22 protein-coding genes are annotated in these 25501 nt (G+C 68.0%); 1 reads left to right on the top strand and 21 read right to left on the bottom strand.

The genetic code is table 11. The annotated features are described in order from the left end of the window. Positions 1–53 precede the first annotated feature (53 nt). From E5CHR_RS04275 to E5CHR_RS04245, 7 genes are all read right to left on the bottom strand, one after another. Positions 54–809: an ABC transporter ATP-binding protein gene (locus E5CHR_RS04275; RefSeq protein WP_174255690.1), complete on the bottom strand. Its 756-nt coding sequence runs from the start codon at positions 807–809 to the stop codon at positions 54–56. 8 nt (positions 810–817) lie between these two features. Beyond that, the gene (locus E5CHR_RS04270) at positions 818–1597 is read right to left on the bottom strand and encodes an ABC transporter ATP-binding protein (RefSeq protein ID WP_162578528.1); all 780 of its coding nucleotides are present in this window, start codon (positions 1595–1597) and stop codon (positions 818–820) included. After that, entirely contained in the window at positions 1594–2589 is a 996-nt protein-coding gene (locus tag E5CHR_RS04265; protein ID WP_162578527.1) for a branched-chain amino acid ABC transporter permease, read from the bottom strand. The genes E5CHR_RS04270 and E5CHR_RS04265 overlap by 4 nt, the downstream gene beginning before the upstream one ends. Further along, the gene (locus tag E5CHR_RS04260; RefSeq protein WP_162578526.1) at positions 2586–3458 is read right to left on the bottom strand and encodes a branched-chain amino acid ABC transporter permease; all 873 of its coding nucleotides are present in this window, start codon (positions 3456–3458) and stop codon (positions 2586–2588) included. The genes E5CHR_RS04265 and E5CHR_RS04260 overlap by 4 nt, the downstream gene beginning before the upstream one ends. An 8-nt stretch (positions 3459–3466) precedes the next feature. Continuing rightward, the gene (locus E5CHR_RS04255; RefSeq protein WP_162578525.1) at positions 3467–4603 is read right to left on the bottom strand and encodes an ABC transporter substrate-binding protein; all 1137 of its coding nucleotides are present in this window, start codon (positions 4601–4603) and stop codon (positions 3467–3469) included. Positions 4604–4811: 208 nt separating this feature from the next. Continuing rightward, positions 4812–5750 (bottom strand): 2-hydroxyacid dehydrogenase, encoded by a 939-nt coding sequence (locus E5CHR_RS04250; RefSeq protein WP_162578524.1) that lies wholly within the window; start codon positions 5748–5750, stop codon positions 4812–4814. 22 nt (positions 5751–5772) lie between these two features. Further along, a complete protein-coding gene (locus tag E5CHR_RS04245) occupies positions 5773–7608 on the bottom strand; it encodes an ABCB family ABC transporter ATP-binding protein/permease (RefSeq protein WP_162578523.1) in 1836 nt (611 codons plus the stop codon). A gap of 41 nt (positions 7609–7649) precedes the next feature. On the opposite strand from E5CHR_RS04245, the gene E5CHR_RS04240 reads away from it, so the two are divergent. Beyond that, complete coding sequence (locus E5CHR_RS04240; RefSeq protein WP_162578522.1) at positions 7650–8066, top strand: acyl-CoA thioesterase; 417 nt, start codon at positions 7650–7652, stop codon at positions 8064–8066. A 29-nt stretch (positions 8067–8095) separates the two neighbouring features. Here E5CHR_RS04240 and E5CHR_RS04235 read toward each other — a convergent pair whose 3' ends face one another. The 14 genes from E5CHR_RS04235 to E5CHR_RS04170 form a co-directional block, all read right to left on the bottom strand. Continuing rightward, positions 8096–8860: an enoyl-CoA hydratase gene (locus E5CHR_RS04235; protein ID WP_162578521.1), complete on the bottom strand. Its 765-nt coding sequence runs from the start codon at positions 8858–8860 to the stop codon at positions 8096–8098. 53 nt (positions 8861–8913) lie between these two features. Beyond that, the gene (locus E5CHR_RS04230) at positions 8914–9744 is read right to left on the bottom strand and encodes an acyl-CoA thioesterase (RefSeq protein WP_162578520.1); all 831 of its coding nucleotides are present in this window, start codon (positions 9742–9744) and stop codon (positions 8914–8916) included. Between the two features lie 73 nt (positions 9745–9817). Beyond that, positions 9818–11014, bottom strand: coding sequence for an acetyl-CoA C-acyltransferase (locus tag E5CHR_RS04225; RefSeq protein ID WP_162578519.1), 1197 nt, complete (start codon positions 11012–11014; stop codon positions 9818–9820). Next, positions 11011–11292: an endonuclease domain-containing protein gene (locus E5CHR_RS32110; protein ID WP_162578518.1), complete on the bottom strand. Its 282-nt coding sequence runs from the start codon at positions 11290–11292 to the stop codon at positions 11011–11013. Before E5CHR_RS32110 ends, E5CHR_RS04225 begins: the two co-directional genes overlap by 4 nt. Positions 11293–11302: 10 nt before the next feature. Then, positions 11303–13702, bottom strand: a complete 2400-nt coding sequence (locus tag E5CHR_RS04215; protein WP_162578517.1) for a 3-hydroxyacyl-CoA dehydrogenase/enoyl-CoA hydratase family protein — start codon at positions 13700–13702, stop codon at positions 11303–11305. Positions 13703–13725: 23 nt separating this feature from the next. Next, positions 13726–14160: a DUF2147 domain-containing protein gene (locus E5CHR_RS04210; protein WP_443083061.1), complete on the bottom strand. Its 435-nt coding sequence runs from the start codon at positions 14158–14160 to the stop codon at positions 13726–13728. Positions 14161–14162: 2 nt separating this feature from the next. Then, entirely contained in the window at positions 14163–15959 is a 1797-nt protein-coding gene (locus E5CHR_RS04205; RefSeq protein ID WP_162578516.1) for an acyl-CoA dehydrogenase C-terminal domain-containing protein, read from the bottom strand. A 61-nt stretch (positions 15960–16020) separates the two neighbouring features. After that, positions 16021–16707, bottom strand: a complete 687-nt coding sequence (locus E5CHR_RS04200; protein ID WP_162578515.1) for a TetR/AcrR family transcriptional regulator — start codon at positions 16705–16707, stop codon at positions 16021–16023. A 141-nt stretch (positions 16708–16848) separates the two neighbouring features. Further along, on the bottom strand, positions 16849–17715 hold the full coding sequence (locus tag E5CHR_RS04195) for an isocitrate lyase/PEP mutase family protein (protein WP_162578514.1): 867 nt from the start codon (positions 17713–17715) through the stop codon (positions 16849–16851). Next, entirely contained in the window at positions 17712–19124 is a 1413-nt protein-coding gene (locus tag E5CHR_RS04190) for an FAD-dependent oxidoreductase (RefSeq protein WP_162578513.1), read from the bottom strand. The genes E5CHR_RS04195 and E5CHR_RS04190 overlap by 4 nt, the downstream gene beginning before the upstream one ends. A 916-nt stretch (positions 19125–20040) precedes the next feature. After that, complete coding sequence (locus tag E5CHR_RS04185; RefSeq protein ID WP_162583559.1) at positions 20041–20655, bottom strand: cysteine hydrolase family protein; 615 nt, start codon at positions 20653–20655, stop codon at positions 20041–20043. A 119-nt stretch (positions 20656–20774) separates the two neighbouring features. Next, positions 20775–22841: a hydantoinase/oxoprolinase family protein gene (locus E5CHR_RS04180; protein ID WP_162578512.1), complete on the bottom strand. Its 2067-nt coding sequence runs from the start codon at positions 22839–22841 to the stop codon at positions 20775–20777. Continuing rightward, positions 22838–24526, bottom strand: a complete 1689-nt coding sequence (locus E5CHR_RS04175) for a hydantoinase B/oxoprolinase family protein (protein WP_162578511.1) — start codon at positions 24524–24526, stop codon at positions 22838–22840. The genes E5CHR_RS04180 and E5CHR_RS04175 overlap by 4 nt, the downstream gene beginning before the upstream one ends. 1 nt (position 24527) lies before the next feature. Next, positions 24528–25499 carry a tripartite tricarboxylate transporter substrate binding protein gene (locus E5CHR_RS04170; protein ID WP_162583558.1) on the bottom strand — a complete coding sequence of 324 codons (972 nt, stop codon included), beginning with the start codon at positions 25497–25499 and terminating at the stop codon, positions 24528–24530. Positions 25500–25501 lie beyond the last annotated feature (2 nt).

Raw genomic sequence — 25501 nt, 5'->3', positions numbered from 1 at the left:
CGGCGCACCCGCGGCTCGCTGGAACACCTTCGCCTTCCGGATGCCCATGCGGCTCAGGCGCCGAGATATGCGCTGAGCAGTTCCGGGTCCTGCAGCAGCCCGGCCGCATCGCGCTCGGCGACCACGCGGCCGGTTTCGAAGACATAGGCGCGCGACGCGACCGAGAGTGCGTTGTGCACGTTCTGCTCGACCAGCAGCACCGTCACGCCATGCGCATGGATCTCGCGCACGAAGTCGAACACCTCCTCGGCCATGCGCGGGCTCAGCCCCAGGCTCGGCTCGTCGAGCAGCAGCAACCTGGGCTCGGACATGAGCGCGCGGCCGATGGCCAGCATTTGCTGCTCGCCGCCGCTGAGCGTGCCGGCCAGCTGCCGGTGCCGCTCCTTCAGCCGCGGGAAGCGGGCATACACCTTGGCGATGCGCTGCTCGATCTCCGCGGCCGACTTGCACAGGTAGGCGCCGAGCGAGAGGTTTTCGTACACGCTCATCGCCGGCCAGACGTGGCGCTCTTCCGGCGACTGCGCGATGCCCAGCGCGACCACGCGGTCGGCCGGCATGCCGCCGATGGCGCGGCCATCGAACTGGATCTCGCCGCGCGTCGGCCGCAGCAGGCCGGAGATGACGCGCAACGTGGTGCTCTTGCCGGCGCCGTTGGCACCGATGAGCGCGACCACCTCGCCCGGTTGCACGGCAAGGCTCACGCCGTGCAGCGCGGCGGTCTTGCCGTAGCTGACATGCACGTCCTTCAGCTCGAGCAGGTGGGCGCTTGGCGCGCTTGCACCCTGCCCGATGGGGATGGGGTTTGCCATCACGGCACTCATGACTTTCTCCCTCCGCCCAGGTAGGCCTCGATCACGCGGGCATCGCTCTGCACGTCGGCGGGGGTGCCTTCGGCCAGCTTCTCGCCGAAATGCATCACCACCACGCGGTCGCACACGCCCATCACCAGGCCCATGTTGTGTTCCACGATCAGGATCGACTTCACGAAGGAGCCGCGCAGCTTCTTCAGGATCTCGCCGAAGGTCTTCGCTTCTTGGCTGTTCAGGCCGGCCGCGGGCTCGTCGAGCATCAGGATCTCGGGCTTGGCGGCCAGCGCGAGCGCCACTTCGAGCAGGCGAAGCTCGCCGCAGGACAGCATGTACGCAGGCACGTCCATGCGCTGCCCGAGCCCCATCGTGTGCACGATCCGCTCCGCGCTCTCGCGCACGGCATGCTCGGTGCGGCGCACACGCGCGCCGGGAAAGAAGGTGCGCCAGAGCGGCTGGCGTGCTTCCAGGTAATGCCCGGTGAGCACGTTCTCGAACACCGTCAACGACTTGAGGATGTTGGTCTTCTGGAAGCTTCGCACGATGCCCAGGCGTGCCATGCGGTAGGGCTTTTCGCCCGTCACGTCGCCGCCGCGGAAGTGCACCCTGCCCTCGCTCGGCGAGTAGAAGCCGGTGATCAGGTTGAAGCAGGTGGTCTTGCCGGCGCCGTTCGGGCCGATCAGGCCGACGATCTCGCCGGGCTGCACATCGAAGCTGATGTCCTTCACGGCATGGATGCCGCCGAAGGACTTGCTGAGGCCGCGGACCTCCAGCGTGCCCGCCGCGTTCATGCAGGCCTCCGGGCCGCGCGCGGGGCGCTCTGAGCGGTGGGGGGCGCAGCAGCCACGGCGCGGGTCTCCCGGCGCCGCGCGATGAAGCCCATCAGGCCGCGCGGCAGGAACAGCACGATGGCGATCACCGCCAGGCCGAAGAGAGACAGGCGCAGTTCCTTGGCTTCGCGCAGGTACTCCTCCAGGAAGGTCACCAGCAATGCACCGATCAGCGGCCCCACCAGCGTGCCCTTGCCGCCGATCAGCACCATGATGATCATGCTGACCATGAAGGCGAAGCGGAACACTTCAGGCCCGACGAAGGAGATGTAGTGCGCATAGAAGCCGCCGGCCATGCCCGACAGGAAGGCGCCGAGCACCAGCGCGAACATCGAATAGGTCAGCGGCCGGATGCCGATCGATTGCGCGACATAGCGGTTCTCGCGAATGGCGACGGCCGCGCGGCCCGCGTTGGAGTTCACGAAACGGTACGAGAGGTACAGCGCGATCGCCAGCAGCATCCAGGCGACGGCGTAGTAGAACTGCTTGGCGCCGAGGTTGCCGGCCTCCGCCAGCAGTGCGGGCTGCGGCACGCCGGCGATGCCCATCGGGCCGTTCGTGAGCGCGATCCAGTTGTCCGCCACCAGGCGCAGCACCTCGGCGAACGACAGGGTCACGATCACGAAGAACGGCCCCTGCAGCCGCAGCGTGATGCCCCCGATGATCACGCCCATCAGCGCCGCCAGGGCACCAGCGACCGGGATGGTGGCCCAGATCGGCCAGCCATGGACGGTCGACAGCAGCGCCGCCGCATAGGCGCCCGTGCCGAGGAAGGCGGTGTGGCCGAGCGAGAACTCGCCGACGTAGCCCACCACCAGGTTGAGGCTGGTGGCGAGCACTGCGTAGAACAGCACCATGATGGCGATGTGCAGCAGGTACTGGTCGCGCACCAGCAGGGGCACCAGCGCCGCGAGCAGCATCAGCGCCCAGAGACATCGACGTTCGAATTTCATGCGCGCTCCACCCGCCGGGAGAAGAGACCGTAAGGCCGGAAGACAAGGGCCAGGATCACCAGCGCGAAGCCAATGATGTCGACCCAGCCGGTGGCGACGTAGCCGCCCCACAGCGCCTCCGCGACGCCGAGCAGCAGGCCGCCGGCAATGGCGCCGGCAAAGCTGCCCATGCCGCCGAGGATCACGACCACGAAGGCCTTCATGCTGACCAGGCCGCCCACCGACACCTGCGCCGAGTAGATCGAGCCGAGCAGCATGCCCGCCATCGACGCGATCACCGTGCCCATCGCGAAGGTGCTGGCGTAGACGCTGGAGGTGCGGATGCCCACCAGCCGCGCGGCCATCGGGTCCTGGAAGGTGGCGCGCATCGCGCGCCCGAGCCGGGTCTTGTGGATCGTGAGCCAGGCCGCCACGATCAGCAGCGCGCACACTCCCACCGCGAACAGCCGCAGCTTGGTGAGCACCACCGTGCCCAGGAAGACCGGGCCCGCGGCGATCGGCGCCTCCACCTTCAACGGCGCGGTGCCGACCATCAGCAACGCGGTGTTGGCCAGGAAGATCGACAAGCCGATGGTCAGCAGGATGCCGGGCTCCTCGCCCTGGTCGCGGATGCGCTCGATCAGCAGGCGGTCGACCAGCCAGCCGAACGCACCCATCGCGACGGCCACCAGCAGCAGCCCGGTGAAGAAGTCGAGGCCGAGCCGCGTGGTGGCCCACCAGCCCATGACGCCTCCCATCATGTACAGCTCGCCGTGCGCGAAGTTGACGACGCGCATGAGGCCGAGGATCAGCGTCAGGCCCAGGGCCGACAGGGCGTAGAACGACCCCGTGACCAGGCCGTTGACGAGGTACTGTGGCAACTGCTCCATGCCGGTCCTCAGGGCTTCTCGGTCGCGCTCTGGGCCACGACGCGCGGCTCCTTGTTCACGATCTGCACCAGCACCACGTCGAAGCCGTAGCCTTCACCCTTCTCGGTGAAGCGGTAGCGGCCATTGGGCGCGGCGTAGTCGGTCTTGCGCAGCGCGTCGCGCACCGCGTCGGGCTCGGCCTTGCCGGCACGCGCGAGCGCATCCATCATGATGTTCAGCGCGTTGTAGCCGGCCGCGCCGTACTTGCCCGGCTTTTCCTTGTAGCCGGCGGTGTAGAGATCGACGAAGGCCTTGTTGCGCTCGCCCGGCAGGCTCGACGCATAGGGGACGGCGGCGTAGATGCCCTCGGAGGCGTCGCCGGCCAGGCCGACGAAGTCCGCGGTCGCCCAGGAGCCCACGCCGAAGATCTTGGTCTTGAGGCCGAACTCCTTGAACTGCTTGACCAGGATCGAGCCGTCCTGTGTCTCGGCCGCGACGAACACGCCGTCGGCATTGCTGGCCTTGAGCTTGGTGAGCAGCGTGTAGAAGTCGGTCGCGCCGTGGTCGAAGTACTCCTTCATCACGGTCTTCACGCCCAGCGCGCCGAGGTCCTTGGAGAAGTCCTCGACGCCGCCGCGGCCCCAGTCGTCGTTCACGCCGATGTAGGCCACCGTCTTGAGCTGCAGCTTCTCGGCCAGGATCTTGCTGAAGGTCTTGGACATGAGCCGGTCGGTCTCTGCCGAGCGGAAAAAGTACTGCATCCCTTTTTCCGTCAGGTCCGCCTTGGACGACACGCCGGTCAGGAGCGGCACCTTGTACTTCTCGGCCACCGGCATCACCGCGGCCGTGGCCGAGCTGCAGAAGGCGCCTGCGAGCGCCACCACCTTGTCGCGCTGGATGAGCTTCTCGGCCGCGTTGACCGAGTTGGCCGGACGGCACTGGCCGTCCTCGATCACGAGCTCCACCTTGCGCCCGAAAACGCCGCCGGCAGCATTGCGCCGTTCCACCGCCAGCTTGGCGCCGCTCACGAAGGCCTGGCCGTTGTAGGCCACCGAACCGGTCAGCGGCTGGATCACGCCGACCTTCACCGTGTCTTGCGCCCAGGCGCCACCTGCGGCCAGGCCGAGCAAGCCCGCCGCGCCGAACACACGCATCCACTTCTGCATTTCGATCTCCATTCAAGAGGAATGCCCGGGCCGATGAACCGGCCACGTGCTCAACTAATTAATCACCCAATTAATTAATGTGCGAGATTAGCCCTGGGCCTCCATGCACCGACATGGGGTTAACCCTCGTCTTAATTAATCGCCCAGTCAATTAGCAAGAGCAATGCCAGGACCGCCGGCCGCTCGCGCGGCCGGTCTGCACACCCCTTCAGATCGGCGACACGACGCCGCGCCCCGCGAAGTGCCCTTCGGCATTCGCCATGAAGCGGTCTACCGACGCCTGCGTGGCCTCGGGCGACCAGCCGGCCACGTGCGGCGTGAGCAGCACGTTGTCGAGTCCGATCAATGGCCGTGGCGGCTCGGGCTCGCTCTCGTAGACGTCCAGCCCGGCGCCGGCGATGCGCCTTTCGCGCAACGCGGCGGCGAGCGCCTCGGTGTCGACCACGCTGCCGCGCGAGATGTTGACCAGGAAGCCCTGCGGCCCGAGCGCATCGAGGATGCGGGCATCGATCAGGTGGCGCGTGCCGGGGCCGCCCGGCGTGGCGATCATCAGCACGTCGGCCCACTCGGCCATGGACTGCAGGCTGTCGAAGTAGCGATGCGCCACGCCCTCGCGCGGCTTGCGGTTGTGGTAGCCGATCTCCATGTCGAAGCCGGCGGCACGCTTGGCGATCTTCTGGCCGATGGTGCCCAGCCCGAGGATGCCCAGGCGCTTGCCCGAGACGTTGGGCGGCTGCGGAATTGCCTCGCGCCATATGCCTTCGCGGCACGCCCGGTCGAGCATGCGGATGCCGCGCACGATGCCGATCAGCAGGCCGAAGGCATGGTCGGCCACGCAGTCGTCGTTGGTGCCGGCGCCGTTCGCGAGGGCAATGCCGCGCGAGCGCGCCGCCTCCAGCGGCAGGCACTCGTAGCCTGCGCCCATCGCGCAGATCAGTTCGACCTTCGGCATTGCCGCGAGCTCGTCGGGCGTGAGCCCGATCACGCCGATGGTCAGCACCGCGCGGTAACGGGCGCCCTGCGCTGCGATGGCGGCAGCGCGCTCGGCCGGCGTGGGCGCATAAGTCAGGTCATACACCGCGGCAATCTGGGCCTGGTGGGCGCTCGACAGGCTGCTGACCACCAGGAGGGGAATCTTGTCGGACATCCGATCTCCGGAAGAATGGGAATCAAAGAACGGGCTCGGCAGCCTCGATTTGCTGCAGAGCCCACATCTGGGCGTAGCGCGCGTCCCTGGCGAGCAGTTGCGCGTGGGTGCCGCGCTCGACGATCACGCCGCCCTCGAGCACCAGGATCTCGTGCGCGTCGACCACGGTCGAGAGGCGGTGCGCGATCACCAGGGTGGTCTTGTTCTGCGCCGCGCTCTTGAGCTCCGCCTGGATGGCGCGTTCGTTGGCCGAGTCCAGCGCCGAGGTCGCCTCGTCGAAGATCAGGATCGGCGGGTCTTTCAGCAGCGTGCGCGCGATCGCGACTCGCTGCTTTTCCCCGCCCGAAAGCTTCAGGCCGCGCTCGCCCACCGGCGTGTCGTAGCCCTTGGGCGTTGCAGCGATGAAGTCATGGATGCGCGCCGCCCGCGCCGCCTGCTCGACCTGGGCCCGGCTGGTGCCCGGGCGGCCATAGGCGATGTTGTATTCGATGGTGTCGTTGAAAAGCACCGTGTCCTGCGGCACGATGCCGATGGCCTGGCGCACGCTGGCCTGGGTCACCTCGCGGATGTCCTCGCCGCCGATCAGGATGCGGCCCTGCTGGACGTCATAGAAGCGATAGAGCAACCGTGCCAGCGTGGACTTGCCCGACCCGGAGGGCCCGACCACCGCCACTGTCTTTCCGGCCGGAATCTCGAAGCTCACATGCTTGAGGATCGGCCGCGAGGCCTCGTAGGCGAAGCTCACATCCTCGAAGCGCACGCTGGCATCGCGTCCCGCGAGCGGCCGGGCGCCTGGCGCATCGCGCACCTCGCGCTCCTTCTCCATCAACACGAACATCTTGTCCAGGTCGGTCAGGCTCTGCTTGATCTCGCGATAGATCACGCCCAGGAAGTTGAGCGGGATGTACAGCTGGATCATGAAGGCGTTGACCATGACCAGGTCGCCCAGCGTCATGCGGCCATCGACCACGCCCGCGGTCGCGCGCCACAGCATCAGCACCAGGCTCACCGCGATCAGCATCTGCTGGCCGGTGTTGAGCAGGCTCAGCGTTCTCTGGCTCTTGATGGCGGCGCGCCGGTAGCGGTCGAGGCTTGCGTCGTAGCGCGTCGCCTCGAACTCCTCGTTGTTGAAGTACTTGACCGTCTCGTAGTTCAGCAGCGAATCGATGGCACGGCTCTGCGCCAGCGAGTCGAGCTCGTTCATGGTCTTGCGGAACTGCGTGCGCCACTCGGTCACCGTGACGGTGAAGGCGATGTAGAGCACCAGCGCGGCACCCGTGATCCAGACGAAGAGCGCATCGAACTTCACGCCCAGGATGGTCAGCACCAGCGTCAGCTCGATGATGGTCGGCACGATGCTGTAGAGCGACATCGAGATCAGCGAATGCACCCCGCGCGTGCCGCGCTCGATGTCGCGCGTCATGCCGCCGGTCTGCCGCTCCAGGTGGAAGCGCAGCGACAGCGCATGCAGGTGCCGGAACACCTCCAGCGAGATGCTGCGCGCCGCGCCTTCGGTCGCCTTGGCGAAGACCAGCTCGCGCAGTTCGCCGAACAGCGAGGTCGAGAAGCGCAGCAGCCCGTAGGCGACCAGCAGCGCGATCGGCACCACCAGCAGCGCCTGCGCCATGTCGGGCTTCGGCGTCATGGTGTCGACCAGGTTCTTCAGCAGCACCGGCACGCCGACATTGGCCACCTTGGCGCCCACCATGAAGAGCAGCGCGGCCAGCACCCGCCACTTGTAGCGCCAGAGGTAGGGAAACAGCCGGCGCAGCGTGGCCCAGTCGGAGCGATCGCTCCGGGCCGGCTCGCTGGCCGAGGGATGATGAGGAGGGGAAAGGGCTTCGCCGCTGCGGCGCATGGGGAGACAATCGTGGCTGTTGCTTTCCCCGGATTGTGCCCATGTCTGTTCCCGCCAACCTCTCAGCCACCCTCAAGAGCCTGCCCGCCGACATGGAACTCGTGCTCAAGGTGATCCCGCTGCCGGCGGATGTCAACGCCAACGGCGACATCTTCGGCGGCTGGGTCATGGCCCAGTGCGACCTGGCCGGCTCGGTGATTCCGGCGCGCTACGCCAAGGGCCGCATGGCCACGGTCGCGGTCAACGAATTCGTCTTCAAGCAGCCGGTGCGGCTGGGGGACATCCTGTCCTTCTATTCCAAGCTGGTGCGGATCGGGCGCACCTCGGTGACGGTCACGGTCGAGGTCTTCGCAGAGCGCTTCAAGGCGCAGGGCGAGTACATCAAGGTGACCGAGGCCACGTTCACCTATGTGGCGATCGACGACAACGGGAGGCCGCGGGCGATCGCCAGGGAGTGACCGGGTCAGACCCTCGAACCTTCCTGCCGTCAGACCTTTGAGAAGTCGGGCTTGCGCTTTTCCATGAACGCGGTGAACGCCTCCTTGGCCGCCGGCTCACGCAGCAAGCGACCGAAGCTCTCCCCCTCTTCACCCATGCGTTCGATGACGCTCGCCTGCTGGCCCTTCTTCATCAGGCGTTTGATCTCCATCAGCGACGACAGGGGCTTGGCCGCGAGCTTGTGCGCCTGGGCCTGGGCGATGGAATTGGCCTCGGTGGGCGGCACGATGCGGTTGACCAGGCCGACCTCGAGCGCGGCCTCCGCCATAAAGGGCTCGCCCAGCAGAAGCGCCTCGGCGGCACGGTGGTAGCCGAACATCTGCGGGACCAGCAAGCTCGACGCAGCCTCGGGACACAAGCCCAGGTTGACGAAAGGCATCGAGAAGGCCGCGTTGTCGCCCGCGTAGACCAGGTCGCAATGGAAGAGCATGGTGGTGCCGATGCCCACCGCCGGTCCGCATACCGCCGCCACCAGCGGCTTCGGAAAGGCGGCGATGCCGTGCAGGAAACGGAATACCGGCGAATCCGGCGTCGAGGGCGGCGCATTCAGGAAGTCGCCAATGTCGTTGCCCGCGCTGAAAATCGTGGCGTCGCCCTGGATCAGCACCGCGCGCACCGCGCTGTCCTCGGCCGCCTTCGCCAGCGCGTCGCCCAGCGCCGCGTACATGGCGCGGGTAATTGAATTCTTCTTGTCGAGCCGGTTGAAGGTCAGGGTCATCACGCCGGCTTCGGCGTGCACGAGGATGTCGCTCATGGAAGGTCCTTGCTGCAAAGAAGTGGGCGGAGTGTGGCGCCTCGCGGAGGCTCTCACTCCTTGAAGTACACGATCTGGTTCGAGGTGGCGAGCAGGGCCCCGGCCTCGCTCCACAGCTGCGCAGCCTGATCGAAGTAGCCGTTGCGGAACTGCTGGCCGGTGGCACGGCCGAGCAGGTGGCCGTCGCCCACCTCGGATAGCTGGGCGGCATCGACGTGGAAATAGGTGGTGATCGACACGGTACCGATCGGCACCGGCCTGGCGCGCCGCAGCCAGACGCGCGGAAAGAAGCAGTCGCTCAGCGCCGCGAGCGCAGCGAAGTCGAGCGGGCGCGCCGGCGCATCGCGCACCCACATCCGGGTCTCGCTTTGATCGCCGCTGCCATCCCAGCGCACGGGCAGTGCTCCGCTGATCGGGCGCATCTCGTAGCGGTCGATCCAGGCCACTTTGGCCGGCCCGATGCTCAGGCGCTCGACCTCCATCGGCCGCGGCACCTCGGGCATCGGCAGGTCGTTGGCGCCCCAGGTCTCGCGCCGCAGGGCCGTCACTGCGCTGCCCGTGCCCACGATCTGCGCCTGCCCCGCCGCGTCAGCCTGCGACAACTGGATCGTCCAGTGCTGCGTGGAACGGTTGGTGCGCACCGGTACGGCCAGCAATTCGAAGGCACCGGCCGTGAGCGCGGCTGCATAGTTGACCGTCAATGCGACCGGTGCTCCGAGCAGTTCGGGATGCTTCAGCACCGACTGCAGCATCACCGCCGCGGTCGTCCCGCCAAAGGGTCCGACCATGTTCCAGTAGTCGGGACTGGTGGCGCCGGTGAAGTGGCCGACACGGATGTCGCTGTGCGCGAGCGCCAGCGCCTTGTCCAGGGGGTGTGTGCTCATGGTGGAAGTGTGCTCCGGCTGAAGGACTCGGGCAGTCGTCTGCGGGACGCTGCCGCCCGGGTGGGTGGCGTGATCAGACTCGTTCGAAGATGCCGGCGGCGCCCTGCCCCATGCCCACGCACATCGTGACCATGCCGTACTTGAGCTTCTTGCGCTGCAGCGCGTGCACCACCGTGGCCGAGCGGATAGCGCCCGTCGCGCCCAGCGGATGGCCCAGCGCAATCGCGCCGCCCATCGGGTTGACCTTGGCCGGGTCCAGCCCGAGGGTGTTGATCACCGCCAACGACTGGGCCGCGAAAGCCTCGTTGAGCTCGATCCAGTCGATCGCGTCCTGCGTCAGGCCGGCGTAGCGCAGGGCAGCCGGAATGGCCTCGATCGGCCCGATGCCCATGATCTGCGGCGGCACGCCCTTGCTCGCGAAGCTGACGAAGCGCGCGAGCGGCTTCAGATCGAATTGCTGGCAGGCCTTCTCGCTCGCGAGGATCAGTGCACCGGCGCCGTCGGAAGTCTGCGAGCTGTTGCCGGCGGTGACGCTTCCGCGGGCGGCAAACACGGTGCGCAGCCTGGCCAGGCCATCGAGGCTGGTGTCCGGCCGCGGGCCCTCGTCGAGCTTTACCGTGCGGGTCTTGGCGATGGCTTCGCCGCTGTCCAGGTCGGGTGTGCGCTCCGTCACCTCGACCGGCATGATCTCGGCGTCGAAGTCGCCTGCCTGCTGCGCCGCCAGCGCGCGCTGGTGCGACTGCAGCGCGAAGGCGTCCTGCGCCTCGCGGCTCACCTTCCATTGCTGTGCCACCTTCTCGGCGGTCAGGCCCATGCCGTAGGCGATGCCGACGTCGCCATCGCGCTCGAAGATCGAGGGCGACAGCGATGGCGAGTTGCCCATCATCGGCACCATGCTCATGCTCTCGACGCCTGCGGCAATCATCACTTCGGCCTCGCCGACGCGGATACGGTCGGCTGCCATCTGCACCGCCGAGAGCCCCGAGGCGCAGAAGCGGTTGACGGTGATGCCGCCGATGCTGGTGGGCAGGCCGGCCAGCACGGCGCCGATCCGCGCCACGTTCAGGCCCTGCTGCCCCTCGGGAATGGCACAGCCGCAGACGATGTCCTCGATGAGCTTCGGGTCCAGGTTCGGCACCGCCGCGAGCGCCGCCTTCAGCGTGGTCGCGAGCAGGTCGTCGGGGCGCGTGTTGCGGAAGAAGCCGCGGTGGGAGCGGCCGATCGGGGTGCGGGTCGCGGAGACGATGTAGGCGTCCTGGAGTTGTTTCATGGCGATAGGTCCTTGGTGTCTTGCTCCCTCTCCCGCTTGCGGGAGAGGGCTGGGGTGAGGGTCTGCAACGCTTGCGCTTTACAAGGTACGAAGTCGGCGAAGTACGGACCCACGGAGCGCCGGCGGCGGAATCTGTAGCCGGCGAGGCGGCGGTCTCTGAGGTGGCACCAGAGCCGGGTCTCAGCGTCGGTTGCGCTTTCTCGCAGGGTCCTGGCCCTCACCCTGACCCTCTCCCGCGAGCGGGAGAGGGGAACAGAGACGTCGTCCTCGGCGGCCATGGTCGTTCGCTCAGTTGCGCAACGGCTTGCCCGTGGAAAGCATCCCCATGATCCGCTCCTGCGTCTTGGGATGAAGAATCAGCGAGCAGAAGGCCTTGCGCTCCAGCGCCATCAGGTACTCCTCGTTCACCAGGCTGCCGGCATCGACGTCGCCGCCTGTGACGACGCCCGCGATCAGGCCAGCGATGTGGAAATCGTGCTCGCTGATGAACCCGCCGTCGCGCATGTTCACCAGCTGGCCCTTGATGGTGGCGGCTCCGCTGCGTCCGGCAACCTTGAATCGCCGGCGCATCGGCGCGCGCCATCCCGCGTCGGCCATGGCCTTCGCCTGCTGCAAGGCGACGTGGAGCAGCTCGTCCTTGTTGGGCACGATCACGTCGCTGTCGAGCAGGTAGCCCAGCTTCCTCGATTCGAGCGCACTGGTGCCCACCTTGGCCATGGCTGCAGCTGTGAAGCCTTCGGTCAGGAAGGGCAGCAGGTCGCTGCCGGTGGAGGTCGCCGCATTCTCGGCCGCACGGCGCGCGATGTAGGTCAGGCCGCCGGCGCCGGGCACCAGGCCCACGCCGACCTCGACCAGGCCGATGTAGCTCTCCATTGCCGCGACGCGCTTCGCCGAATAAATGGCCAGCTCGCAGCCGCCGCCCAGCGCCATGCCGCGCACCGCCGACACCACCGGCACGCCGGCGTAGCGGATCTTGAGCATCACGTTCTGCAACTCCTGCTCCGCGCCTTCGACCGCGCCGATGCCAGCGACCACGAAGGCCGGCAGCATGGCTTGCAGGTCGGCGCCGACGGAGAACATCTCGTCGGGCGACCAGATCACCATCGCCTTGTATTCGCGCTCGGCCAGGTCGACCCCGGCTGACAGCGCGTCGGCCACGTCGGGGCTGATGGCGTGCATCTTCGAGTGGATGCTCGCGATCAGCACCTCGCCATCCAGCGTCCAGAGACGCACGTCGCCCTCATCCTGGATCGTCGTGCCTGCAAGGTTTGGATCGGCGGCATTGCTGCCCGACACGCTTTCGGGAAAGAGCTGGCGCTCGTGCACCGGCAGCCGGCGCTGCGGCACGAATCGATTCTGAGAGGCGCTCCACGAGCCCTCGGGCGCATGCACGCCGCCGGCCTCGGCCACGGGGCCCTCGAACACCCACTTCGGCAGCGGCGCGCTCGACAGCGCCTCGCCGGCATCGATGTCTTCCTGGATCCACTTGGCGACCTGCGCCCAGCCTGCTTCCTGCCAGAGCTCGAAGGGGCCTTGCTTCATGCCGAAGCCCCAGCGCATGGCGAAGTCCACATCGCGCGCGCTCTCCGCGATGGTCGCCAGGTGTACCGCCGCATAGTGGAAGCTGTCGCGCAGGATGGCCCAGAGGAAGCGGCCCTGCGCGCCCTCGCTCTCGCGCAGCAGCTTCAGGCGCTGGGCCGCGGGCTTCTTGAGCATGCGGCCGTAGACCTCGTCGGCCTTCTCGCCCGAGGGCACGTAGTCGCCCTTGGCCAGGTCGAAGCGCAGGATGTCCCTGCCTGCCTTCTTGTAGAAGCCGGCCTTCGTCTTCTGCCCCAGGTTGCCGAGCTCCAGCAACTTGGCCAGCACCGGCGGCGTCGCGAAGTTGGCGTAGAAGGGATCGGTCTCCGCACTCAGGGTGTCCTGCAGCGTCTTCACCACATGGGCCATGGTGTCCAGGCCCACCACATCGGCAGTACGGAAAGTGCCCGAGCTCGCGCGGCCCAGCTTCTTGCCGGTGAGGTCGTCCACCACGTCGGGTGTGAGGCCGAACTTCTCGACCTCCTTCAACGTGGCCAGCATGCCGGCAATGCCTACGCGGTTGGCGATGAAGTTGGGCGTGTCGTGCGCGCGCACCACGCCCTTGCCGAGCGCGCTGGTGACGAAGGCCTCGAGCTGGTCGAGCACCTGCGGCTCGGTCGTCGGCGTGTTGATCAGCTCGACCAGGAACATGTAGCGCGGCGGGTTGAAGAAGTGGATGCCGCAGAAGCGCGGCTTCAGCGCCTCGGGCAGCGCCTCGCTCAGACTGGTGATCGACAGGCCGGATGTGTTCGACGCCAGGATCGCGTGTTTGGCCACATGCGGCGCAATCTTTCTGTACAGATCGAGCTTCCAGTCCATGCGCTCGGCAATCGCCTCGATCACCAGGTCGCACTCGCCGAGTTTCGCGAGATCTTCTTCGTAGTTGGCCTGTTCGATCAGCTCGGCATCGGCCGCGTCGCCCAGCGGAGCGGGCTTGAGCTTCTTGAGGTTGTCGATGGCACGCGTCACGATGGAGTTCTTCGGCCCTTCCTTGGCGGGGAGGTCGAACAGCACCACCGGCACGCGCACGTTGACGAGATGCGCCGCAATCTGCGCGCCCATCACGCCGGCGCCGAGCACGGCGACCTTCTTCACTTGAGACTTGGACATGGAATTTCCAACAGATGGATGTCTTACTGGACGCGGACCCAGGTCTGCGTGCGGCCGATGCCGAACACCGAGCCGCGCACTTCGAGCTTCTTGCCGCCGTCGATGGGTGTGAGCCGCAGCGTGTAGCTCTTGCCGTTCTCGGGGTCGAGGATCTTTCCGTCCTCCCAGACCTCCTTGCCTTCGACCTTCTTCGCGCCGCGAATGATCTCGAGGCCCACGAGCGGCTTGCCCTTGCGGTCGTCGGTGCATTCGTCGCACACGGCGTCCTGCTTGGCTTCCTTGCGCAGCAGCTTCTCGATGCGGCCGTTGAGCACGCCGCCAGCGTCGGCGATGCGGATCTGCGACTTGGCTTCGCTGGTCTTGTCGTCGATGCTCTGCCAGGCGCCGACCGGCGTCATTTGCGCGAAGGCCGAGCCGGTTGCCAGAAGGGCCGTCACCGCAAGAAGATGCTTCATCATGATCAAGCCAGAGCAGCGTCGGTGTTCATGAGCGGCGCCGCGCCGGCCCGCGCGGTACGCATCAGCGTCGCCGTCTCGGGGAAGAGCTTGGCGAAGTAGAAGCGCGCGGTCTGCAGCTTGGCCTGGTAGAAGCTGTCGGTGTTGCCGGCAGCGATCTGGGCGAGCGCCACGCGCGCCTGCAGCGCGAACATGTAGCCGAACACGAAGTGGCCCGCCACGCGCAGGTAGTCCACCGCCGCGGCGCCGACTTCATCGGGGTTCTGGAATCCGCGGAAGCCGAGCTCGGTCGTGAACTTGGTGAGCTGTTCGCCGAGCACTGCGATGGGCGTGATGAACTCGCTCATCTTCTCGTTGACGCCCTCCTCCTCGACCAGCTTCGCGACCAGCTTGCCGAACTTCTTCAGCGTGGCGCCGTTGTTGCCGAGCACCTTGCGGCCCAGCAGGTCGAGCGACTGGATGGTGTTGGTGCCCTCGTAGATCATGTTGATGCGGTTGTCGCGCACGAATTGCTCCATGCCCCATTCCTTGATGAAGCCATGGCCGCCGAAAACCTGCATGCACGCATTGGTCGAGATGTGGCCGTTGTCGGTGATGAAGGCCTTCACGATCGGCGTCAGCAGCGCAACGAGCTCGCCTGCGTCCTTGCGCACCTTCTCGTCGGGATGGTGGTGCTCCTTGTCGAGCAGCAGCGTGCAGAAGATGGCCAGTGCGCGCCCGCCCTCGGCATAGGCCTTCGCCGTCATCAGCATCTTGCGCACGTCGGGGTGCACGATGATCGGGTCGGCCTCCTTGTCCCTGGCCTTCACGCCCGACAGCGAGCGCATCTGGAGGCGGTCCTTGGCATAGGCGAGCGCGTTCTGGAAAGCGACCTCGGTCAGGCCCAGAGACTGGTTGCCTACGCCCAGGCGCGCCGCATTCATCATCACGAACATCGCTGCCAGGCCCTTGTTGGGCTCGCCCACCAGCGTGCCGCTGGCACCTTCGAGCACGATCTGCGCCGTGGCGTTGCCGTGGATGCCCATCTTGTGCTCCAGCCCGCCGCAGTAGATGCCGTTGCGGCTGCCGAGCGAGCCGTCGGCCTTGACGTTGAACTTGGGCACCACGAACAGGCTGATGCCCTTGCTGCCCTTGGGCGCGTCGGGCAGGCGGGCGAGCACCAGGTGGATGATGTTCTCGGCCATGTCGTGCTCGCCGGCCGAGATGAAGATCTTGTTGCCGGTCAGCTTGTAGCTGCCGTCGGGCTGCGGCTCGGCCCGGGTGCGCAGCAGGCCCAGGTCGGTGCCGCAGTGCGGCTCGGTCAGGCACATGGTGCCGGTCCATTCGCCGCTGGTGAGCTTGGGCAGGTAGGTCTTCTTCTGCTCGTCGGTGCCGTGCGCGACCAGCGCCTCATACGCGCCATGCGAGAGGCCCGGGTACATGGTCCAGGCCTGGTTGGCCGAGTTGAGCATCTCGTAGAAGCACTGGTTGACCACGAAGGGCAGGCCCTGGCCGCCGAACTGCGGGTCGCAGGACAACGCTGCCCAGCCGCCCTCGACGTACTTGGCGTAGGCCTCCTTGAAGCCCTTGGGCGTCTTCACCTCGTGCGTGGTCCTGTCGAGCACGCAGCCTTCCTCGTCGCCGCTGATGTTGAGCGGAAACGTCACCTCGGCGGCGAACTTGCCGCCCTCTTCCAGCACCGCGTTGATGGTGTCGGCATCGACCTCCGCGTGCTTGGGCAGCGCCTTGAATTCGTCGGTGACCTTGAGCACTTCGTGCATCACGAACTGCATGTCGCGAAGAGGTGGGGTGTAGGCGGGCATGGGAAGAGTCTCCGGAAAAAAGAAGAAGCGAGTTTGAAAGAGCAGTCGAGCGGCGCCGCGCTCAGCGCACTGGCGTCAGCCGGCGCGACGAAGCGGACGTGGCCGCCGGGGCGCCCAGCGCTTCGGGCGTTGCGCAGCGCGCGAGGATGTTGTCGAAGCCCGCGTTGGCACGTGCCAGCGACTCGGGCGAGCGCAGGAAGCGGGCCTCGTAGTGCAGCGCCAGGATCAGCGCGTGGATCTCGAAGGAGATCTGCTTGGCGTCGGCATCGGCGTGCAGATGGCCAGCCTCCTGGGCTTGCAGCACGGCGCGCAGCATGGCGGCCAGCCAGGTGTTCACCGACTCGGCCAGCGCATCGCGCACCGGGCCCGGCCGGTCGTCGAACTCGACCGCACCGCTGATATAGATGCAGCCGGAATCGATTTCGGCCGAGGTGCGTTTCATCCAGTTGGCGAACAGCGCGCGCAGCCGCGGCAGTCCGCGCGGGGCCTGCACGGCCGGATAGAACACCTCCTGCTCGAAGCGCGCGTGGTACTCGCGCACCACCGAGATCTGCAGTTCCTCGCGCGAGCCGAAATGGGCGAACACGCCGGACTTGCTCATGCCCGTGACCTCGGCCAGGGCGCCGATCGACAAGCCCTCGAGGCCGATCTGCGCGGCCAGGTTCAACGCCGCATCGACGATGACGGCCTTGGTCTGCTGGCCCTTCTGCGGCGCGCGGGAGACTTTGGAGGGGCCGGGGTTTGGCATGAGTTGGAACGGCTGGCAATAAAACGAACGATCGTGCTATTTTGCAGTCCATTCATGCCTGGCCCGATGAAAGCCCGACAGCGCGCGAAGGTTATTGAGCCGCGCGGCCGGCGCGGCACGACCCGTCGGCCCCTGCGCCGCTTATTCGTAGCGCTTTCCGAGCGCCATCAGCTCGGGCGTTCCGATCACCGCGTTGAGCCCATCGAAGTCCAGCATCCGGTCGCGCCACGGCTGCGTGGTGCGATGCCGCTGCAGACTGCCGTAGTAGCCCTGCAACGTGTGCACCACCGCGCGGGCCGTGCCGCCCGGAAAGATTGCGATGCGAAAGCCGTGGGCCTGGAGCGCATCCGCGTCCTGGATCGGCGTCTTGCCGCCTTCGACCATGTTGGCCAGCAGCGGGATGCGGTCGGCGAAGCGCCGGCAGGCCGCGTCCATCTGCTCGGGCGAGCGCAGTGCCTCGATGAAGAGCGCGTCCACGCCGCAGGCCAGGTAGGCCTCGGCCCGGTCCAGCGCCGCCTCCAGGCCCTCGACCGCGAGCGCATCGGTACGCGCCAGGATCAGCGTCTCGGCCGAGTCGCGTGCATCGAGCGCGGCCTCGAGCTTGCCTTGCATCTCGCGCACCGGCACGACGGTCTTGCCGTCGAGGTGGCCGCAGCGCTTGGGAAAGCCCTGGTCCTCGATCTGGATCATGGCGGCGCCGGCGCGCTCGAAGCCGCGCACGGCGCGCTGGGTGTTGAGCGCGTTGCCGAAGCCGGTGTCGGCATCGACGATCACCGGCAGCGCGACGCGCTCGCAGATGCGCGCCAGGGTGTCGGCGACCTCCGTGTACGTGGTCAGGCCCACGTCCGAGCGGCCCAGCCGTGTGTAGGCGATCGAGGCGCCCGAGAGATACAGCGCCTCGAAGCCGGCCTGCTCGGCCACCAGCGCGCTGAGCGCGTCGTAGATGCCCGGCGCCAGCACGATCTCGCGCGAGGCGAGCCGCGCCTTCAGTGAAGTCTTGTTCGTCATGTCTTTTCCTTTCCGATCAGCAGCGCCGCCGCCGTGCGTGCCGCGATGGCGCCGCCGGCCACCGCGCTCAGCAGGCCGTTGCCCGAGAGATAGCCCCACACCGCATCGCCCGAGACGCCGCCGGCCGCGCCACCGGCGGCGAGCAGGTTGGGCAGGGCCGAGCCGTCCTTGCGCAATACGCGCATGTCCGCCGCGACATCCAGGCCGCCTTGCGTGTGGAACAGCGCGCCTGTCACCTTGACGGCAAAGTACGGCGCGGACAGGCCGCGCCTGAACACGCGGCCATCCGGCTGTGGGCCGGTGTTGCGCAGCACATCCAGCGTGCCCTGCAGGGTCGTCGCATCGCAGCCGATGCAGGCCGCCAGCTGCGCCACCGTGTCGCAGCGCCGCAGCGCCCCGGCGGCCTCCGCCTCGCAGAAGTCGGGGAACTCCCGCGCGAGCGCCAGCAGCGGCGCATCGAACACATTCCAGGCAATGCTGCCCGGCTGTGCCAGCACCTTCACGGCCGCTTCCGAATAGCCCTGCGTCTCGTCGTGGAAGCGGCGGCCTGCGCCGTTGAGCTGGATGCCGCCTTCCATCATCACGGCCCAGGACATCAGCGCGCCCTGCGGGGTGACCCACGATCCGTGCCCCTGGTAGCCGCCGAGGTCGCGCAGTCGTGCGCCCAGGGCGCGGCCCCAGAGAATGGCGCTGCCATCATTGCCGACATGTCCGCCGAATGCGGCATCGGCCATCTCGGGCAGCAGCTCGCGCACCATCGCCGCATTGCCGCCGAAGCCGTTGCAGGCCAGCAGCAGGGCATCACAGCCCAGTTGCTCCTCGCGACCGTCGGGCCGGCGATAGCCGAGGCCGATCACGCGGTCCGCGTCGTCGAGCCACAGGGTTTCGACCAGCGCCTGCGTCAGCACCGGGATGCCGGCAGCTTCGGCCGCAGATTGCAGAGCCGCCATGAGCGCGGCGCCAGTCTTCTGCGTCAGCGCATGCATGCGGTGCACGCCGTGGCCTGGATAGAGAAAGCCGTCGAGCAGCACCCAGTCCAGCCCATGCCGTGCCTGCAGCGCATCGAGCGCAGGGCCGATGGCCTCGGTGTAGGCGTGCACCAGCGCAGGTGCTGCGCGACCGTGCGCCTTGGCCTGGATTTCAGTGGCGAATCGCTCGGCACTGTCCTCGATGCCGTGCTCGCGCTGCACCCGCGTGCCGGGCGCCGGGATGAAGCCGGAGGACAGCGCGGTCGAGCCGCTCGGCCGGGCATCGCGCTCCAGCACCACGCACTCGATGCCGGCGTCGTGCAGCATCAGCGCTGCGGTCAGGCCGCAGGCCCCGGCGCCGACGATGGCTACGCTGACTTGCTGTGCCTCGGGGTCGAAGTGGGGCGCTCGACGGACGCTTCGCGGGGGTGCCTGCGTCATGGGGCGATCTCCTCCCGACTCAATGTCCTCGTTGCCCCCTCCCGCTCCAGAGGAGGGCGGGGGTGAGGGGATCGGGCCTTCGATTGATACATTGCGCTTTTTTTGAGCCCGGAGCCGGGGCGTCGTCCCGGCAGCCGAGTCACTTTCTTTTGTCTCGCCAAAAGAAAGTAACCAAAGAAAAGGCGACCCCACCGGCCGCGACCCTCCGCTTCGCTACGGGCAACCTGCGGTGCTCGCTTTTCGCGGGGTCCGCGCAAACTCGCTTCGCTCAAACACGCGCGGCCCTGATCCGCGAAAAGCTCCGCTCCTCGGCGCGGCCAGAGGGGACTTGGAATCCAACGCGCCATGGCGCGTCCTTGTGTGGTTTGCAGATGAGCGTCAGCCCTGGGCCCCGACTTACGCCGACTCTCGCTCGAACGCAGATGCACATGCACATGCACATACTCGTGCTCGTGCTCGTGCTCGTGCTCGTGCTCGTGCTCGTGCTCGTGACGATGTCCATGCTCGTCCATGTACGCAAGCACCTGTCCCAGGTCTCGCGCAGCGAGGCCGTTGGCGGCCGAGCGAAGCAATGGCCCGTCCCACTCCCCTCTGCGCGTGCCGAGGAGCGCAGCTTCAGGCGGATAAAGGGCCGCGCGTGTTTGAGCGAAGCGAGTTTGCGCGGACCCCGCCTGAAGCGAGCACCGCAGGTTGCCCGTAGCGAAGCGGAGGGACGCGCGCAGTGGGGTCGCCTTTTCTTTGGTTACTTTCTTTTGGCGAGACAAAAGAAAGTGACTCGGCTGCCGGGACGACGCCCCGGCTCCAGCCTCAAACCAACCACACCGCCAAAACAAGCGCCCAGTGCCCCCACCCCAACCATCCCCCGTAAGGAGAGGGAGCAAGAAGGACCGCCCTTCACCCAACGGCCAAGCTCGAGTCATGCCAACCGCCGCACGAACTCCGCGCAATCCACCACCTCGGCCACATTGCCCATGTCCGCCAGCGAAGTCTGATGCCGCTCCTCCCCGAAGGCCGCACAGCCATCACCCAGCACCAGCGTTCGGTAGTCGCGCATGTGCGCATCGCGCACCGTACTCGCAACACCCCCATTGGTGACGATCCCGCACACCGCCAAGGTCTCGATCCCCGCCCGGCGCAGCACCCAGTCGAGCTGGGTGTTGAAGAAAGCCGAATACGCCACCTTGCAAACGACGACGTCGACCAGCCCTGCGAGTGCATCCACATTCGCCTGCCCCCAGCTGCCGGGCGCGAAGTCGCCCTTGCGAAGGAAAGGGCGCAGCGCCTTGAGGTGCGGCGACACCATGGGCTCGCCGTCCGCGCCTGGCCAGAGCGTGAACTGGCTCGCCGCGACCAGCCCGCCGACCGCCTTGAGCGCACGCGCCACGCCGGCCACGCGCTCGGGCAGCGGCGCCGCCGCCGGGTTGCTGTCGCCGCCGCGCGCATAGGCGCCCTTCGGGTTCAAAAAGTCGTTCTGCAGATCGACGATGACCAGCGCCGTCTTCGCCCCGGCAATGAGGTTGTCGGCGTTCATTTGGGTAGCCTCCGCGCTGCGCGCTGCGGTGCTATTCGCCTTCGGAGCGGCCGTGCGGCTCACTGGAGTACCTTCGCCTTCGGCTGCGGTGCTATTCGCCTTCGGAGCGGCCGTGCGGCTCATGCGAGCCTCACGAGCAGATTGCCGAAGGCATCGACCTCGGCCTGGAAGCCGGGCTCGAGCCACACGGTGGTATCGGCCTGCTCCAGGATCGCAGGCCCTTCCACCCGCGTGCCGACCGGCAGCGCGAGCCGCGCGTAGCGCACGGCTTCGTGCCAGGCCCCCTGGTGGAAGACGCGCTGGGTACCGAGCGACGCGACGCTGCCCTCCCCCTCTGGCGCCAGCACCGCCAGGTCGAACTTGGGCCGCACGCCGATGCGCGCATAACGCAGGTTCATCACGCGAATGCCGATACCGTCGAGCACGCGGCCGAAAGCGGCCGCATAGCTGGCCTCGAAGGCGCCGCGGATGCCCGCGCGCGTCAGCGCTTCGGCACCGGGCAGCGTCACCGGCAGCGTATGGGTCTGGCCGGCGTAGAGCATGTCCAGCGCGACGACTTCGCGCACCTCGTGGAAGCGCACGCCGGCCGAATCGAGCCGCTGCTGGCAGCCTTCCGCCAGCTCTGCCACGCGCACGCGCAAGGCCTCGACGTCGAGCTCGTCCAGCGAACGGTTGAGGGTCTGCACCGCGTCGTGCCGCATGTCGGCGATCACGCAGCCCAGCGCCGACGTCACGCCCGGATAGCGCGGCACGATGCCGGTGGCCACACCCACCTCGCGCATCATGGCGCACACATGCAAGGCGCCGCCACCGCCGAAGGGCATGTAGGCGAAGCGGCGCGGATCGTGGCCGCGCTCGATCGACACCAGCCGGATCGCACCGGCCATGCGCGCATTGGCCACCGTGAGGATAGCCTCGGCCGCGGCATGCACCTCCAGGCCCAGTGGCTGCGCCACGTGTTGCTCGATCGCCTGTCGCGCCTTGCCCGCGTCGAGCGCCGCCAGCAGCCCGCCGCCCAGGGGCCGGTCGGCGGCGATTCGGCCGAGCAGCACATTGGCATCGGTCACCGTGGGCCGCATGTTGCCGCGCCCGTAGCAGGCCGGGCCGGGCACACTGCCCGCCGACTCGGGACCCACCTGCAGCATGCCGCTGGCATCCACCGACGCGATGGAGCCGCCGCCGGCGCCGATGGTTTCGATCTGGATCATCGGCGAGCGGATCACCATGCCGAAGTCGATCGCGGTCTGCGCCGCCAGCGCGGCCTCGCCATCGGCGATGAGCGAGACATCGAAGGAGGTACCGCCCATGTCGCCGGTGATCGCGTTCGGAAAGCCCGCGGCGCGCGCGATTTCCGCACAGGCGATCACGCCGGCTGCGGGGCCCGAGAGCGCGGTGCGCACCGGCAGCTCGCCGGCAGTGGCGCGCGACATCACGCCGCCGTTGCTCTGCACCACCAGCAGCTCGCCGGCAAAGCCCTGCCCGCGCAGATCGGACTCGAGCCGCTGCAGGTAATTGCCGACCACCGGCTGAAGCGCCGCATTGAGCGTGGCGGTGGAGCAGCGCTCGAACTCGCGGATCTCGGGCAGCACCTCGCTGGCCGAGGTCACGTGCGCATTGGGCCAGAGCTCGCGCACCGCCGCGACGGCGCGCCGCTCGTTCTCGGGATTGGCATAGGTGTTGATGAAGAACACGCAGATCGCTTCGCAGCCGTCTGCCAGCAGCGCGCGCGCCTCGGCGCGCACCTGCTCGAGATCGACCGGCGTGTGCAGCGTGCCGTCCGCCAGCACGCGTTCGTCCACCTCGCGCCGCAGCTGGCGCGGCACCACCGGCACGAAGCTGCCGCGCAGGCCCCAGGTCTGCGGGCGGTCGCGCCGGCGCATCTCCAGCACGTCGCGGAAGCCGCGGGTGGTGAGGATGCCGGTCTTCGCGACCTTGCGCTCGAGCAGCGCGTTGGTGCCGACGGTGGTGCCATGCACGATGGTGGCAATGGCCGCGGCCGAGTCCGCCACGCGCGCCACGCCGTTCATGAAACCACGCGCCTCTTCGCCGCGGGTGGAAGGCACCTTGACGATGCGGGCCGTGCCCTGCGCCTCGTCGAGCACGAACAGGTCGGTGAAGGTGCCGCCCACATCGACGCCGACCACCAGCGAGCCACCGGCGCTGGACTTTTCTGCTGCTGTCGTCACTTGCTTTCCTTCTGGCCGCTGGCTTGTGGACCTACATAGCCCATGGCGCGGTCCTGTTCGCGCTGCTCCGGCCGGCGCTCGGCCGGCGGGCCCCAGCCCCCGCCGCCCGGGGTTTCAAGGCGCACGCGCTCGCCGCGCGCGAGCCGGATGCCGCGCATCTTCGACACCATGGGCGGCACATGCCAGGTGCCCTCGTTCTCGTAGCGGAAGACGTTGAGCGCGCCCGGGCCACCGCCGGCGATGCCCTTGGGCGGCGAGCTGCCGCGCTCGCCGAAGACGAAGACCTCGGCATCCTTCTCCAGCAGTTCGATCTCGTAGACCGCGCCCAGGCCCCCGCGGTACCGGCCGTCCCCGCCCGAGTCGGCGCGCAGGGACCACTCGGTGAAGCGCACCGGGTAGGCGGCCTCCAGGATCTCCAGCGGCGGAATGGTGGCGGTGGAGATCGGCGCATTGCCATGCGACAGGCCGTCGCCGCCCGAGTGCGCCCCATGGCCGCCGCCGAAGAAGCTGAACATCACCCAGCGCTGGCCTTCGCGGCCGGCATCGCTGCGGTGCCCCGCGATCGACAGCGCATTGATGGTGCCGTAGGCCTGCGCCACCGCACGCGCCGGATCGGCCTTTGCCGCCGCGCTGAAGATCACGTCGATCATGCGCAGGATGGTCTCGGTGTAGCCGCCCATCGGGCGCGGGCGTTCGGCGCTGATCACCAGCCGGTCGGGGATGCGGAAGTCGACCGCGTCCAGCACGCCGGCATTGGCCGGCACGTCCGGGAACAGATGCTTGAGCGCGACATAGCAGGCCGCCACCGCGGTGGCGCGCGAGATGTTGACCGGCCCCGCGCATTGCGGCGAGCTGCGCGAGAAGTCGAGCTCGAGCCGATCGCCGGCCACCGTCATGTCCAGCGCGATGGTGAGCGGCTCGGGCGTGATGCCGTCGTTGTCGAGCTGGTCCTCGAAGCTGTAGCGGCCGTCGGGCAGCGAGGCGATGTGCGAACGCATCAGCTTGAGCGCCCGCCCGCGCAGTTCGCCCATGGCCTGCAGCACCAGCGCGTCGCCGTATTCGTCGAGCAGGCCGTTCAGCCGCTTCGCACCGAGCTCCAGCGCGGCCAGCTGCCCGTTGAGGTCGCCCCAGAGGCTCTCGGGCAGGCGCGTGTTGGCGCGCAGGATGGCCAGCACGTCCAGGTCGAGCTCGCCGTTGCGCACGATGCGCACCGGCGGAATCTGCACCGCCTCCTGCCAGCATTCGGTGGCGGCCGGGTTGTAGTTGCCGGGCACGGCGCCGCCCACGTCGTGCCAGTGCGCGGCCGAGGCCATGTGGCACCAGAGCTTGCCGTGTCGGAAGAACGGACGCACCAGCTTGAAGTCGTTGGCGTGGGTGCCGCCGTCGTAGGCGTCGTTGCTGATCCAGATGTCGCCGTCCCGCATGCCGCCGCGCTTCTCGGCGGCGGCCACCGTGGCGCGCACCGCGAACGCCATCGCGCCGACGAACACCGGCAGGCCCGACTTGCCCTGGACCAGCGTGTCGCCGGTGCGGGCGTCGTACAGGCCGTGGCAGGCATCGTGCGCCTCGGCAATGATGGGGTTGAACGCGCTGCGGTAGAGCGTGGCGTCCATCTCGTCGGCGACCTGCTCCAGGCGGCCGCGCAACACGGCGAGCGTGACGGGGTCGAGTGCCGGGTCGTTCATGTCAATCCACCTTGGCGCCGCTCGACTTCACGACCTTTGCCCATTTGTCGATCTCGCGCTTCACATGCGCGGCGAACTCCGCCTGCGTCGAGCCGACCGGCTCGGCGCCCAGCGCGGCCAGCTTCTCGCGCACCTCGGGCAGCTTCAGGATGCGCTGCACCTCGGCCGAGAGCTTGTCGACCACCGGCTGCGGCGTGCCCTTGGGCGCGAACAGCCCCGACCAGGCATCGGCATAGAAGCCGGGGTAGCGCTCGGCGATGGTGGGCAGATCGGGAACCGACGGCGCGCGGTGCAGGCTGGTCAGCGCGATCGCGCGCAGCTTGCCGGCCTTGATGTGCGGCAGGGCCGACGGCAAGCCGTCGACCATCATGTGCACCTGGCCGGCCAGGAGGTCGGTCACTGCCGGCGCGCTGCCCTTGTAGGGAACGTGCGTGACGTCGATGCCGGCCGCCGACTTGAGCATCTCCATGCCCAGGTGCGCTGCGGTCCCGTTGCCGAGCGAGGCGTAGTTGAGCCGGCCGGGTTCGCGCTTGGCCAGCGCGACCAGCTCGTCGAGGTTCTTCGCGGGCACCGAGGGGTGGACCACCAGCACGTTCGGCACCACCGCGACCTGGCTGATGGGGACGAAATCGGCCACCGGGTCGTAGGGCATCCTGCTGTAGAGCGAGGTGTTGATCGCGTGCGAGCCTGTCACCCCCATCACGAGCGTGTACCCGTCGGGCGCGGACTTCGCGACCAGGTCCGAACCCACGTTGCCGCCGGCGCCGGCACGGTTGTCCACCACCACCGGCTGCCCCCATTTCTCGCTCATCTGGGTGGCGACCAGCCGCGCCGCCGCATCGGTGGCGCCACCCGCCGGGAAGGGCACGACGATGCGGATCGGCTTGCTCGGGAAATCGGTGGCGCCTTGCGCAGCGGCGGCGACCGGCAGGCAGAGGGCGAGCAGGATCGCAAGATGGCGGAGGGTTTTCATGG

This window comes from Variovorax sp. PBS-H4, assembly GCF_901827205.1.
GTDB lineage: Bacteria > Pseudomonadota > Gammaproteobacteria > Burkholderiales > Burkholderiaceae_C > Variovorax.
This window is presented reverse-complemented; position numbering and strand designations above follow the sequence as displayed.

Bases quoted from the DNA above. Each gene is read 5' to 3' on its own strand.
- E5CHR_RS04275 (WP_174255690.1), bottom strand. From the start codon at position 809: ATGGCAAACCCCATCCCCATCGGGCAGGGTGCAAGCGCGCCAAGCGCC.
- E5CHR_RS04270 (WP_162578528.1), bottom strand. From the start codon at position 1,597: ATGAACGCGGCGGGCACGCTGGAGGTCCGCGGCCTCAGCAAGTCCTTC.
- E5CHR_RS04265 (WP_162578527.1), bottom strand. From the start codon at position 2,589: ATGAAATTCGAACGTCGATGTCTCTGGGCGCTGATGCTGCTCGCGGCG.
- E5CHR_RS04260 (WP_162578526.1), bottom strand. From the start codon at position 3,458: ATGGAGCAGTTGCCACAGTACCTCGTCAACGGCCTGGTCACGGGGTCG.
- E5CHR_RS04255 (WP_162578525.1), bottom strand. From the start codon at position 4,603: ATGCAGAAGTGGATGCGTGTGTTCGGCGCGGCGGGCTTGCTCGGCCTG.
- E5CHR_RS04250 (WP_162578524.1), bottom strand. From the start codon at position 5,750: ATGTCCGACAAGATTCCCCTCCTGGTGGTCAGCAGCCTGTCGAGCGCC.
- E5CHR_RS04245 (WP_162578523.1), bottom strand. From the start codon at position 7,608: ATGCGCCGCAGCGGCGAAGCCCTTTCCCCTCCTCATCATCCCTCGGCC.
- E5CHR_RS04240 (WP_162578522.1), top strand. From the start codon at position 7,650: ATGTCTGTTCCCGCCAACCTCTCAGCCACCCTCAAGAGCCTGCCCGCC.
- E5CHR_RS04235 (WP_162578521.1), bottom strand. From the start codon at position 8,860: ATGAGCGACATCCTCGTGCACGCCGAAGCCGGCGTGATGACCCTGACC.
- E5CHR_RS04230 (WP_162578520.1), bottom strand. From the start codon at position 9,744: ATGAGCACACACCCCCTGGACAAGGCGCTGGCGCTCGCGCACAGCGAC.
- E5CHR_RS04225 (WP_162578519.1), bottom strand. From the start codon at position 11,014: ATGAAACAACTCCAGGACGCCTACATCGTCTCCGCGACCCGCACCCCG.
- E5CHR_RS32110 (WP_162578518.1), bottom strand. From the start codon at position 11,292: ATGGCCGCCGAGGACGACGTCTCTGTTCCCCTCTCCCGCTCGCGGGAG.
- E5CHR_RS04215 (WP_162578517.1), bottom strand. From the start codon at position 13,702: ATGTCCAAGTCTCAAGTGAAGAAGGTCGCCGTGCTCGGCGCCGGCGTG.
- E5CHR_RS04210 (WP_443083061.1), bottom strand. From the start codon at position 14,160: ATGATGAAGCATCTTCTTGCGGTGACGGCCCTTCTGGCAACCGGCTCG.
- E5CHR_RS04205 (WP_162578516.1), bottom strand. From the start codon at position 15,959: ATGCCCGCCTACACCCCACCTCTTCGCGACATGCAGTTCGTGATGCAC.
- E5CHR_RS04200 (WP_162578515.1), bottom strand. From the start codon at position 16,707: ATGCCAAACCCCGGCCCCTCCAAAGTCTCCCGCGCGCCGCAGAAGGGC.
- E5CHR_RS04195 (WP_162578514.1), bottom strand. From the start codon at position 17,715: ATGACGAACAAGACTTCACTGAAGGCGCGGCTCGCCTCGCGCGAGATC.
- E5CHR_RS04190 (WP_162578513.1), bottom strand. From the start codon at position 19,124: ATGACGCAGGCACCCCCGCGAAGCGTCCGTCGAGCGCCCCACTTCGAC.
- E5CHR_RS04185 (WP_162583559.1), bottom strand. From the start codon at position 20,655: ATGAACGCCGACAACCTCATTGCCGGGGCGAAGACGGCGCTGGTCATC.
- E5CHR_RS04175 (WP_162578511.1), bottom strand. From the start codon at position 24,526: ATGAACGACCCGGCACTCGACCCCGTCACGCTCGCCGTGTTGCGCGGC.
- E5CHR_RS04170 (WP_162583558.1), bottom strand. From the start codon at position 25,499: ATGAAAACCCTCCGCCATCTTGCGATCCTGCTCGCCCTCTGCCTGCCG.